The 11,511-nt window shown below is 43.9% G+C and carries 9 protein-coding genes; 7 read left to right on the top strand and 2 right to left on the bottom strand.

Features of this window, described 5'->3' with window-relative positions; genetic code table 11:
• Positions 1-138 precede the first annotated feature (138 nt).
• The 7 genes from KHS38_RS00945 (at position 139) to KHS38_RS00975 (ending at position 8,156) form a co-directional block, all read left to right on the top strand.
• Positions 139-1,272 (top strand): glycoside hydrolase family 43 protein, encoded by a 1,134-nt coding sequence (locus tag KHS38_RS00945; RefSeq protein ID WP_213486156.1) that lies wholly within the window; start codon positions 139-141, stop codon positions 1,270-1,272.
• A gap of 13 nt (positions 1,273-1,285) precedes the next feature.
• Positions 1,286-2,398 (top strand): glycoside hydrolase 5 family protein, encoded by a 1,113-nt coding sequence (locus KHS38_RS00950; RefSeq protein WP_213486158.1) that lies wholly within the window; start codon positions 1,286-1,288, stop codon positions 2,396-2,398.
• Positions 2,399-2,510: 112 nt separating this feature from the next.
• On the top strand, positions 2,511-3,713 hold the full coding sequence (locus tag KHS38_RS00955) for an MFS transporter (protein ID WP_213486160.1): 1,203 nt from the start codon (positions 2,511-2,513) through the stop codon (positions 3,711-3,713).
• Between the two features lie 52 nt (positions 3,714-3,765).
• Positions 3,766-5,613, top strand: coding sequence for a DNA topoisomerase 3 (locus tag KHS38_RS00960; protein ID WP_213486162.1), 1,848 nt, complete (start codon positions 3,766-3,768; stop codon positions 5,611-5,613).
• A 58-nt stretch (positions 5,614-5,671) separates the two neighbouring features.
• Positions 5,672-6,373: a molybdopterin-dependent oxidoreductase gene (locus KHS38_RS00965; protein ID WP_213486163.1), complete on the top strand. Its 702-nt coding sequence runs from the start codon at positions 5,672-5,674 to the stop codon at positions 6,371-6,373.
• A gap of 27 nt (positions 6,374-6,400) precedes the next feature.
• Entirely contained in the window at positions 6,401-7,144 is a 744-nt protein-coding gene (locus KHS38_RS00970) for a ThuA domain-containing protein (RefSeq protein ID WP_213486164.1), read from the top strand.
• A gap of 88 nt (positions 7,145-7,232) precedes the next feature.
• Positions 7,233-8,156, top strand: a complete 924-nt coding sequence (locus KHS38_RS00975) for a DUF2167 domain-containing protein (RefSeq protein WP_213486165.1) — start codon at positions 7,233-7,235, stop codon at positions 8,154-8,156.
• A gap of 65 nt (positions 8,157-8,221) precedes the next feature.
• Here the strand turns inward: KHS38_RS00975 and KHS38_RS00980 are convergent, their stop codons facing one another.
• Together KHS38_RS00980 and KHS38_RS00985 are read right to left on the bottom strand one after the other, a co-directional pair.
• A complete protein-coding gene (locus tag KHS38_RS00980) occupies positions 8,222-8,512 on the bottom strand; it encodes a hypothetical protein (RefSeq protein WP_213486166.1) in 291 nt (96 codons plus the stop codon).
• 73 nt (positions 8,513-8,585) lie between these two features.
• The gene (locus KHS38_RS00985; RefSeq protein ID WP_213486167.1) at positions 8,586-11,309 is read right to left on the bottom strand and encodes a carboxypeptidase-like regulatory domain-containing protein; all 2,724 of its coding nucleotides are present in this window, start codon (positions 11,307-11,309) and stop codon (positions 8,586-8,588) included.
• Between the last annotated feature and the right edge of the window lie 202 nt (positions 11,310-11,511).

The raw sequence follows: 11,511 nt of genomic DNA on the forward strand, positions 1-11,511 counted from the left end.
AAGCGGAGGGTAGCAGTTGTTACCCTCCTAAATTCAATTTTATAACGTTTATTGCACTAAATTAATTAACTCTTCATAACTTCAAAAATCCAAACCGTTTCATTAATGCCTGCAAAAAGATACTTACGAATATTTATAATGAGTTTTTGTGTTTTGGCTATTTGGCATCCATCACAAGCACAAAAAAAGAAGATCAAAACTTTTACCAACCCCATTCTGCCGTCCGGTGCCGATCCATGGATCACCTATAAAGACGGATACTATTATTACACCAACACATTAGGCGACAGTCTCATCATCTGGAAAACAAAAGATATTGCCGACCTGCGAAACTCGCCCAAGAAAACAATCTGGATACCGCCAAGAGGCGAAACCTATTCGAGCGAGATATGGGCGCCGGAAATCCATTTCCTGGAAGGTAAATGGTATATGTATTTTGCTGCCGATGATGGTAAGAATAGGAACCACCGCCTGTATGTACTTGAAAATCCTTCGCCCGACCCATTGTTGGGCCAATGGTCATTTAAAGGTATGTTATCAGAAGCATCCAATAAATGGGCTATTGATGGTTCTGTATTTACCCACAACGGCCAGCTTTATTTGATTTGGGCAGGTTGGGAAGGCGATGAAAATGGTCGTCAGGATATTTATATCGCAAAAATGAAAAATCCATACACGGTTGAAGGCAAGCGCGTAAAAATATCATCACCGGAATTGCCTTGGGAGCGTTACGGCGATTTGCATGATCCCAATAATCCACCCCATGTTGATGTTAACGAGGGACCAGAGGTGTTGAAACATGGCGATAAGTTATTTCTGATTTATTCGGCTAGCGGCTGCTGGACAGATTTTTATGCATTGGGTATGCTTACAGCCACGGCATCCAGCGATATAATGGATCCTAAATCATGGAAAAAATCACCTCAGCCGGTTTTTGCCCAAAATAAAGAGAACAGCGTGTATGCACCTGGGCACAATGCTTTCTTTAAATCACCCGATGGCAAAGAAGATTGGATTTTGTACCATGCAAACTCAAAGCCGGGCTTGGGTTGCGGTGGCGAACGCTCGCCACGCATGCAAATGTTTACCTGGAAAAAGGATGGTACACCTAACTTTGGTTTGCCTGTTAAAGAAGGCGTACCAATCCCCATTCCATCCGAATCTAATCTGATTACGGCTAAGCCGCCTAAAGCTCCCGGTAACAAAAAGAAACCGGCAACTAAAGATATTCGCAACCAAACTATCATTCTAAAAAACAAGAAGAACAAATAACATCTCAGAAAGTATGAAAAGAATAAATCACCTGTTAACAGGTTTGCTTGTAGTGTTTACGGTACTCACAGGCTGTAAGCAGGAACCTAAGCCCGCCGTGGTTCCACTGCAGGAAAGCAAAATCTGGTCGGTCGAAAAAGCCAATCAGTGGTATAACGAGCATCAGTGGATAATTGGCGCTAACTTTATTCCCAGCACAGCCATTAACCAGCTGGAAATGTGGCAGGCCGAAACATTTGACCCGAATACAATTGATAAGGAACTGGGCTACGCCGAAAGTATAGGCTTCAATACCATGCGCGTGTTTTTGCATAGTGTGGCTTATGGGGCAGACCCTAAAGGGTTTAAATCACGTGTTGATCAGTATCTGACTATAGCCAACAAACATCATATTCAAACCATGTTTGTATTTTTTGATGATTGCTGGAACCCTAACCCTAAAGCAGGTAAACAACCACAGCCCAAACCAGGTATACATAACTCGGGCTGGGTACAGGATCCGGGCGTGCGCGAAGTAAAAGATCCTAAACAATTCAATGTACTGAAAGAATATTTTCAGGATGTAATGAAAACGTTTAAGCACGATAAACGTATTTTGCTTTGGGATTTGTATAACGAGCCTGGTAACAGCACCAAGCACGATACCTCGCTGGCCCTGCTTACTAAGGTATTTACCTGGGCACGGGATGTTAATCCCGATCAACCCATCTCTGCCGGTTTGTGGGCCTGGGATTTTGAAAAGTTGAATGCTTTCCAGGCGTTAAACTCTGATATCATCACTTATCATGAGTATGAGCCCGACACGGCGCATACCCGTGTATTACAGCTTTTGAAAACACATGGCCGCCCCATGATCTGTACCGAATACATGGCACGCACCCGCCAAAGCACTTTCCAGAAAATATTACCCATACTGAAAAAAGCCAATGTGGGTGCCATTAACTGGGGCTTGGTAGCCGGAAAAACCAATACCATGTATGCCTGGGATACGCCAATGCCGCAAGGTGGCGAACCTAAATTATGGTTCCATGATATTTTCCGTAAAGACGGCACGCCTTACAAACCGGAAGAAGTAGATTTTATTAAGAAGATAGTGGCTCAACCCAAAGTGGAAACCACCAAGTAATCATCAAATGTTTACCATACAAGGGCGATACCAGAAACAAGTATCGCCCTTTTGTTTATGTTGAATTTTAAATGACCGCCTTATTGCCGATAAGTGATAGCTTTGCGGCCTTATGCAAGTAAAAAATCAAGGCGTTGCCACTATTCTGGCATTCGGCTTACTACCCTTATCCGGCTTTGCCACCGATATCTACATACCTTCGCTGCCTAATATGGCTGGCAGCTTACATGTAAGCGATATTCAGGTACAGCTTACATTGAGTTTATTTTTAATTAGTTATGGTGTATCGCAACTCTTTGTTGGGAGCTTTCTGGATAGCTTTGGCAGGTATAAGCCAAGCCTCATTTCACTCATTATATTTGCAGCGGCCAGTCTGGTTGTAGCAACTACGCACAACATATACCTTATTTACCTTATGCGCATTATCCATGGCATTACGGTAGGTATTATCATTGTGGCCAAACGTGCCTTTTTTGTAGATGTGTACAAGGGAGAGAAGCTAAAACATTACCTCAGTTTATTCTCCATCATCTGGTCAACCGGCCCAATTGTGGCGCCTTTTATTGGCGGGTATTTGCAAGAAGCTTTCGGTTGGGAGTCAAACTTTTATTGCCTGGCTGGGCTGGCTATAATTTTTATTGTGCTCGAACTGATTTACAGCGGTGAAACATTGGTGCATGTTACTGAGTTTAAACTGAAAAATATAGTCACTATCTATAAGGAAATGCTTACTACGGCGAGCTTCACTTTAGGTGTGGTAATGCTGGGTTTGGCCTACTGTATGGTAATGATTTATAATATGACAGGGCCATTCATTATAGAGCATAAGCTGCATCTCTCATCAGTAGTTACGGGTTATAGCTCATTGATATTGGGCTTTGCCTGGATGGTGGGCGGTTTTATCGGTAAAGCTACCATCAACCGTCCGTTTTATAAGCGGTTGGGTATTAATTTAACGCTGCAAATGGTGTTTGTGGCAATAATGATTGTTAGCCTGCAGTGGGTGGAGAGCCTGTATTCAATTATATTTTTTGCTTTTCTGATTCATGTTGCGGCAGGGTTTACCTTCAATAATTATTTTACATACTGTTTGGGTATGTTTCCTAAAAACGCCGGTATTGCCGGGGGTTTAACCGGCGGCATTAATTACGTAATTGTATCGTTTTTGAGTTATGGTGTAATTAGCCTGTTTCCGGCTAAAGATGAGCACAACCTGGCACTTAGTTATTTGATTTTGATTGTTTTATCGGTTGCTGTAATGTTAGCTGTGTTTAAATTACGAAACCGCAGCAACGAAGCGGTTGCCTTAAACTAAGCCTGCGTGTGTTTGTTATCAGCTTGTTCAGCATTTTATTTGTGTTAGCCTCATGAAAGTTATTATTGCCGAAAAACCGTCAGTAGCCCGTGAAATTGCGAAAGTGTTTGGTGCCACCACCAAGCGGGAAGGCTATATAGAAGGAAAAGGCTACACGTTTACCTGGGCCTTTGGCCACTTATTGCAGCTTGCCCCGCCGCAGGAGTATGGCTATTATGGCTGGAGTGTGCAAAACCTGCCCATGCTTCCGCAAAAGTTTAAACTATCCATTCGCAAAGTTAAAACCAAGGATGGCATAGTTGAAGATCCTGCCGTGAAAAAGCAGCTGGAAATTATCAAAACACTGTTTGACGAAGCTACTGAGATCATTGTTGCAACGGATGCCGGGCGGGAAGGCGAGCTGATTTTCAGGTACATTTATTATTATTTGAAATGTAAAAAACCTTTCAAGCGCCTTTGGATATCTTCCCAAACTGATGAAGCCATTAAGGATGGCTTTCGTAACCTCAAGCCCGGTGGAGAATATGATACGTTGTTCAATTCCGCGCATTGCCGTTCCCAGTCGGATTGGTTGGTGGGTATGAATGCTACACAGGCGCTCAGTATCTCGTCCGGTAAGCGTTCTGTGCTGTCGTTAGGTAGGGTGCAAACGCCTACGCTGGCCATGATTTGCTCTCGCTACCAGGAAAACAAAAATTTTGTGCCGCAACTGTATTACCAGGTGGCTATTCAGGTTGATAAAAATGGACAAGCCTTCAGAGCTATTTCTGCCGAAAACTTCAAAACCAAAGAAGATGCACAGGATGTATTGGATAAAGTTGAAGATTTACCTTCGGGCATACCGCAAGGCGGGCACATCCTGACTGTGGAAGCCAAGCCACGCAAAGAGCCGCCACCCTTGCTGCACGATTTGAGTAGCTTACAACAGGAAGCCAACAAACGCAAAGGTTATACGGCCGATCAGACTTTAAGTATTCTGCAAAACCTGTATGAAAGCAAGCTGGTAACATATCCGCGTACAGGCAGCCGCTATATTGGCGATGATGTGTATGCAGGTATCCCGGCACTTATAGACAAGTTTACCAATCATCCTGATTTCGGTAAGCAGGCTACTTTTCTAACTACAGCCAAGCTGAATAAGCGAAGCGTGAATGCTAAAAAGGTTACTGACCACCATGCTATCCTGCCCACCGGCGAAACGGCGCATCAGCTATCGCCAGAAAAGCAGGCCATATACGATTTGGTGGTAGGGCGAATGCTGGAAGCTTTTCATCAGGAGTGTATTAAGGAGATCACCAAAATTGTTGTGGAGTCGGGCTCCAAGTTTACGGCCAGTGGTACGGTAATCAGTTCACCGGGCTGGCGCGCTGTTTTCAACGAGCCCGATGAGGACAAGAAGGACGAGGAGAACGCATCGTTACCTAAAGTGCAAAAAGGGGAGAACCTGCCGGTAACTAACAAGGCGATTCTGGAAAAGCAAACCAAGCCGAAACCATTATACAACGAGGCCAGTTTGCTGAAAGCGTTGGAAACTGCCGGTAAGGAGATTGAGGACGAAGAGCTGCGCTATGCTATGAAAGATGGCGGACTGGGTACACCTGCCACCCGGGCTGCCATTATAGAAACGCTGATAAAGCGTGACTACGTAAAGCGCGAAAAGAAAAATCTGGTGCCTACCGGTATGGGAATGGCCGTTTACGAGGTAGTGAAAGACCATAAAATTGCGCAGGCCGAACTGACGGGTAATTGGGAAAAACGACTGGAAGAAATTCGCTCGGGCGCATCCGTAGCCGATTTTCAGGAAGAGATTAAAACTTATACGCGCACCATAACCCAGGAGCTGCTCAAGGCAGGCACTAAACTTACGGTGGTTAAAGAAGAGCCGGTTGTTGCAAAATAATGAGAGCTACCGCAGGTGTATGTAGTTTATTGTTATCTTTATTTATGAAGACATACCTATGGACGATTCGGAAAAATTGAACCGTATAGTTGAAGCCCGCATGAAGCTGAAAGCACGGTTTGAGGAAAAGATGAAACTCACACCGTCAGTTGCCGACGATAGTCCCAAGGGATCGGGGCCGGTGAACAGGCACGGGATGCCTGCGATACCTATTGGGCAAACCGCTACGAGTAAATGGCCGGTGCTGGATCTGGGTTATCAGCCCAACGTACCGCTTGACCGCTGGCGGCTTACCATTGATGGTGCTGTTGAAAATCCGGTACGCCTTACCTGGAAGCAATTTATGGATTTGCCGCAAACCAAAGATGTGTCAGACTTTCACTGCGTAACTACATGGTCTAAACTCAATATGCACTGGAAAGGAGTGAGCCTGCTCGATCTGGCCGTCTTGGTGCACCCGCATGATAATGCAACGCATGTTTTGTGTTACGGTTATGATACTTATACTACCAATATATCTTTAGAAGAAGCCCTGAAGCCGGATGTACTGCTGGTACATACCTATGAAGGGCAACCGCTACCCATTGAGCACGGCGGACCTGTACGTATGATTACGCCGCAGCTTTACGCCTGGAAAGGAGCCAAATGGATTAAACGCATCGAGTTTTTAACAGAAGACAAACCTGGCTTTTGGGAAGATCGGGGTTACTCCAACACAGCCTACCCCTGGCGAAATGACCGGTATAGTGATGAAGATTAACTTTAAGTGATTATAAAACTCTTTGGTATGAAAAGAAAATTTCAGCTCTTTATATACTTTTTGACCTTAACGGTTCCTTTAATTTCCTGTGTAAATAAAACGGTAGCCAGCGTTACGCGTATATTGGTTTTTAGCAAAACTGCCGGGTTTCATCATGCCTCTATACCGGCGGGTATTGCTGGTATTCAAAGGCTGGGTAAGCAATATAATTTTGAGGTAGACACGACAACCAACAGCGAGCTTTTTACATCAAGCAATTTGGAACGCTATAACGCAGTAATATTTTTAAATACCACAGGCGATGTTTTAAATGCCACACAGCAAGTTGCTTTTGAGCAATATATTAAAAGCGGGAAAGGGTTTGTAGGTATTCATGCCGCAAGCGATACGGAATACGATTGGGCGTGGTATGGTAAATTGGTTGGCGCGTATTTTAAATCGCATCCCGAGCCGCAGCAGGCAATGCTGAATGTAGTGGACCAGTCATTTATAGCTACGCGTAAATTACCGGCCAAATGGTCAAAGTTTGATGAATGGTACAACTTTAAATCTATAGCACCCGACCTGCATATACTGATTACCATTGACGAAAAAAGCTATACCGGCGGCGAAAACGGTAGCCAGCATCCGGTGGCCTGGTACCATGCATACGGCGGCGGTCGTGCGTTTTATACGGCGTTAGGCCATACCGATGAGTCGTATAACGATCCTTTATTTTTGCAACTCATTTTGGGCGGGATACAGTATGCTGCCGATGCTAAGCAACAATAACGCATTGTAAAGTAGTTATAAACTTTTCTGTTTGTTTTTGCAGATAAGGGTTGTTACCTGTATTTTTGGGCGACTTAACACTTATTACATGAACAAGCTGCTTGCTATCCTTTTGATAGCGTTGTTTGCAAACACTGCATTCTCCCAAAAAACTTCGTCCAGAATTGACTCCCTCGAAAAATCATTCACTTACCAGCACGGTACGGTAACGATCCGTAATGGCGTAGGTACTATTACTGTTCCACCCGGATTTAAATACCTTGAACCTGTACAAGCTGAAAGGGTACTCACAGAGATCTGGAACAATCCTAAAAGTGAAAACATGACCCTCGGTTTTATTATGCCTGAAAAGCAAGGTATTTTAGATTCGGATGGTTACGTTTTTAATATACAGTATGATGAAATTGGCTATGTGAAAGATGATGATGCCAATGACATTAATTATGATGACCTGCTCACTAAAATGCAGGAAGATGCGGAAGAGGAGAATAAAGAACGCCAGAAAGAAGGGTACGAGCCAATAAATATAGTTGGTTGGGCCGCAAAACCATATTACGATGCTAATCACAACATATTGCACTGGGCAAAAGAAATCAAGTTCGGCAAAGACAGTGTCAATACACTTAATTACAATGTACGTGTACTGGGCCGTAAAGGTGTGCTGATATTAAATGCCATATCAAACATGCAGAATTTAAGTGCCGTGAAAGCTGGTGTTCCGCACGTACTGAACATCGTTCATTTCTCGGACGGTTATAAGTACAAAGATTTTGATCCGGGTGTAGATAAAGTTGCAGCCTGGACTATTGGCGGCCTGGTTGCGGGTAAAATTCTGGCCAAAGTAGGATTCTTTGCCTTATTGGTGAAATTTTGGAAATTGATAGCACTGGCTTTTGTATCTGTAGGCAGCTTTATTCGCAAAAAGCTGTTTGGCCGTAAACAAGAACCGGCAGAGGAGCCTGAACCAACTGTTGAAGCTCCACCAGCTGATGAGCATCAACCCAATGCATAAAAAAAGCGCCTCTGATTAAGAGGCGCTTTTTTTATGCAGGATCGCTAAATCAAACCGGCTGTGGCTTATTTGGACTGATCTCCTGTATGCCTTATCACCAGTTCGCCTACGGTAAGCTTGCTTACTTCCAGTTCTTTAATAACCATACGCTTAATGGCTACACGGCCAATGGCCAAAGCACCAATAGCTAATACACCTATGGAAATAGCGCCTATGGCCAGCGCACCTATTGCAGCGGCGCCTGTAGCCGATGCCCCGATACCTGCAGCTCCCAAACCTAATGCGCCTATGCCCTCGGCACCAACGCCTTTGGCTCCTGTAACCCCTGCTAATGTGGTTTTAAATATATTCATCATAAAAAAGCCTGTTTTAACTGTGGTAATAACAGCTAAAACAGGCTCAATGATTTGGGAGATGTTAATTTGTTAACTATTCTACCTTGTATCGGTATACATATCTGCCCAGGTTACCGTCTTTGTCCCAACCTTCTACAATTACTTTGTAGGTGCCTTTGCTGTCGGCATTGAAAAACTCCACGCTGGCAGTGCCTGTAGTTTTGTTGGTATAAACTGCAGGGTTCCAATAAATGGTTGTGCGTAAATCAAGACCTATTGTGTTCGTTTTGCTTACATCATACTTTGGTGAATAGAACTCCTTAACTGCATCATAACCTTTCGGCATCAGGTTTACAATGTATGGCGGAGGTGAAAGCTGCTGTAATTCGGCAAGTGTTATGCGTTTGCTTTCTATCTTTTTCATATTCACCACGATGGCGCCGTTGGTATTATAAGTACGGTTAACGGTGCCTAAATCGTCCTTCACAAATATCTCGATAGACTCGACCTCGCTTGGATTGATATTACTCAGGTAATTGTTATCAACCGGCATTCCCCGTACAAACACCTGGGTAGGGGTTCTGTTACCTGCATTATAATCGCGGGTAACGTAAAAGAAATTATTATCAAAAGTAATTCCCGGTAATGAGCCTCTTATGCAGGTAAGCAGATCATTGCAGGCAGATAATTGTGAACCGTTAACCTGATGGTCGGCAATGGATGATAAGCCCGAAAGACCGGCATAGTCTTTATGAGTAACTGTCTTCGGAATCGTGGTGCTTTTAATAACCACTTCTTTCAACTGATGGGAATTATCATAAACCCTTTTGCTGTTCTGCAAGTATGGTGATAGGGTACTGTCTATATTTAATATTTCGTTCGGATAATTCGGGTTAGGCGGCAGGGTGGATGTTGAGCCTGACGGGCTTACCATAATCATCAGGTTATTTGCCCTTACGTTATTCCGGGCATTTAATGTTACCTGCGAGGAGTCTTCAAACAGCAGATTTTCGAATTTAAATTCTCCTTCGGCATTGGTAATGGCGTTGGCATTATAGCTGCGGTTTGGAATCTGCAAACGCACGTTACCGCCCTTTATCGGCATACCATTTAACGTACGTAAGGTGCCCGAAAGTTCGATGCCTTGTTCGGGTAAAGCATACAACGGCGGGTAAGCACCTGTGATAATGCTTTTGTAAGTAAAATGACGGTAGCCCTGCGTCAGCATCAACAGGTCAAGTTCATTAAGCTTCTTTTCGTCTGTTTTTGTAAAATAGTAATTGGGCTGTTCAATGAAGCCTTTTACATCTGATTGCAGCAGCAAATGCGTTAAAATAGTTGTTGATGCGTTATCGTTAAATGGCGTTTTAGTTTCATCAATAACAGATACCGAAAAGTTGGCATCAGCTGGCAAGCTTTGCGCTTTAGCCGCTAGGTTGAGTTTCACTTTTTGCCTGCGGGCATAAGTTGGCTTATCAGCGGTTAGTGATAGATTCATCAACTCACCGGCATTCCAAACAAAGGCCAGCCTTTCGCTGAGCGGCTCGCCGCTGGTGTTCAGGATGCTTACCTGGACGGTACCGCTTCTCAGCTTGTCTTTCGGAATAGCAGCAACAATTTCTGATTTGTACAAACTGGCACGCGCCGCATAGCAAACAGCACCGCTACTCTGCGCAATTATGTAATATGATTTACCGCGGTTAGCCTGCAGAAACGCATCATTGGCCGTGATCTTCAAGTTCATGCTTGCGGCATTTTTGTTATCGATACTCAGAACTAAGCCCGATGGTTTAGCTTTGGGCAGGTTATAGGTTGCCTGCGTGCCATCCGGGAAGCTGACGTTTGCTTTGTAGGTTTTATTGCTTTCGGGCGTAAAGGTAAATATGCCCATGCCCAAGTGCTGGGAGGTGATACTGGCTACTGTTTTGCCTTCGTTATCTACTACGGTACCCTTAACTTCGGTTCCCAAACCATCCGGCCTGATGGCTTTGAAAGCAACGGCACTATTTATGCCGTCCACTAAATCACCGCCCTCAGGAAAAAATTGAACATCATTAGTAGCCGCAGCATTTTTGAGCGGAAAAGTACGAGTAACAGCATGTTTATTCTCAACATCCATCACCGTAACCAAAGAAGCCGATTTTAATTGCGGTGCGTTTTTTTCGGAAATACTAAGCGTAAGATAGCCATTGGCGTCGGTTGTGCCTTTGCCTTTCTCCAGTGTGCCATCTGCATTTTGAACGGTCCAGGTAACCTTGCGATTACCATAGGGGGCATCGCGCTGATCTTTATACAGAATGCGGGCATTCACCTTGCCGCTTTTATTAGTGTTGTAAGTAATATTGGTAAGTATCTTATTTTCGATAGCATTACCAACCGTGATGGTCTTATCAAAAAAGTAACTTGGCTCGTTGTTGGTCATCCACTTGGTGTAAGCCCGAATGCGATAATTACCTTGCTGATAGTTGGCAGAGGCTAAGGCAATATTACCCCAGGCAATACTGTTGCGTACCGGCAGTTTAATTAACTGTACCAATGAGTCGGCCCTGGCAATAACCTCTATATAAACCACCTTGCTTATAGGCGAGGGCTGATGCAAGTCGGCACTTACATAGGCTTTAAACCATATGGTATCGCCAACGGCGTAGTAAGGCTTATCCATATGCAGGTAAACCTTTTCTGTTGGTCGCGCCTCTAAATATTTTTGGGTCTTATCAACAACGGTATTGATGGTTACACTATCAGTTTGTGCAGATGCCGACAATGCACCTGCAAAAATGAACAGTATAAATGAAGATAACAAGTTACGAACGATCATGGAAATGAGTAAATATTATAGCTCGGCTAATTTAATTATTGCGCTTCATTAAAAAGGGTTTGCGGCTAAATGTTAACACTTTTTTACAATTGAAAATGATGATAAACATCTGATAAGCTGTATGCACAGTTATGATTCAACGGCTTAATATGGAAATAAGTACGTTGTTAATATAAGTTTAATGGTGCTATAGCCTTGAAAG

This window comes from Mucilaginibacter sp. Bleaf8 (genome assembly GCF_018390515.1).
In the GTDB taxonomy this organism is placed as follows: domain Bacteria; phylum Bacteroidota; class Bacteroidia; order Sphingobacteriales; family Sphingobacteriaceae; genus Mucilaginibacter.

What these genes read in the sequence shown, in the direction of transcription:
- KHS38_RS00945 (WP_213486156.1), top strand. Translation starts at nt 139, where the DNA reads ATGAGTTTTTGTGTTTTGGCTATTTGGCATCCATCACAAGCACAAAAA.
- KHS38_RS00950 (WP_213486158.1), top strand. Translation starts at nt 1,286, where the DNA reads ATGAAAAGAATAAATCACCTGTTAACAGGTTTGCTTGTAGTGTTTACG.
- KHS38_RS00955 (WP_213486160.1), top strand. Translation starts at nt 2,511, where the DNA reads ATGCAAGTAAAAAATCAAGGCGTTGCCACTATTCTGGCATTCGGCTTA.
- KHS38_RS00960 (WP_213486162.1), top strand. Translation starts at nt 3,766, where the DNA reads ATGAAAGTTATTATTGCCGAAAAACCGTCAGTAGCCCGTGAAATTGCG.
- KHS38_RS00965 (WP_213486163.1), top strand. Translation starts at nt 5,672, where the DNA reads ATGGACGATTCGGAAAAATTGAACCGTATAGTTGAAGCCCGCATGAAG.
- KHS38_RS00970 (WP_213486164.1), top strand. Translation starts at nt 6,401, where the DNA reads ATGAAAAGAAAATTTCAGCTCTTTATATACTTTTTGACCTTAACGGTT.
- KHS38_RS00975 (WP_213486165.1), top strand. Translation starts at nt 7,233, where the DNA reads ATGAACAAGCTGCTTGCTATCCTTTTGATAGCGTTGTTTGCAAACACT.
- KHS38_RS00980 (WP_213486166.1), bottom strand. Translation starts at nt 8,512, where the DNA reads ATGATGAATATATTTAAAACCACATTAGCAGGGGTTACAGGAGCCAAA.
- KHS38_RS00985 (WP_213486167.1), bottom strand. Translation starts at nt 11,309, where the DNA reads ATGATCGTTCGTAACTTGTTATCTTCATTTATACTGTTCATTTTTGCA.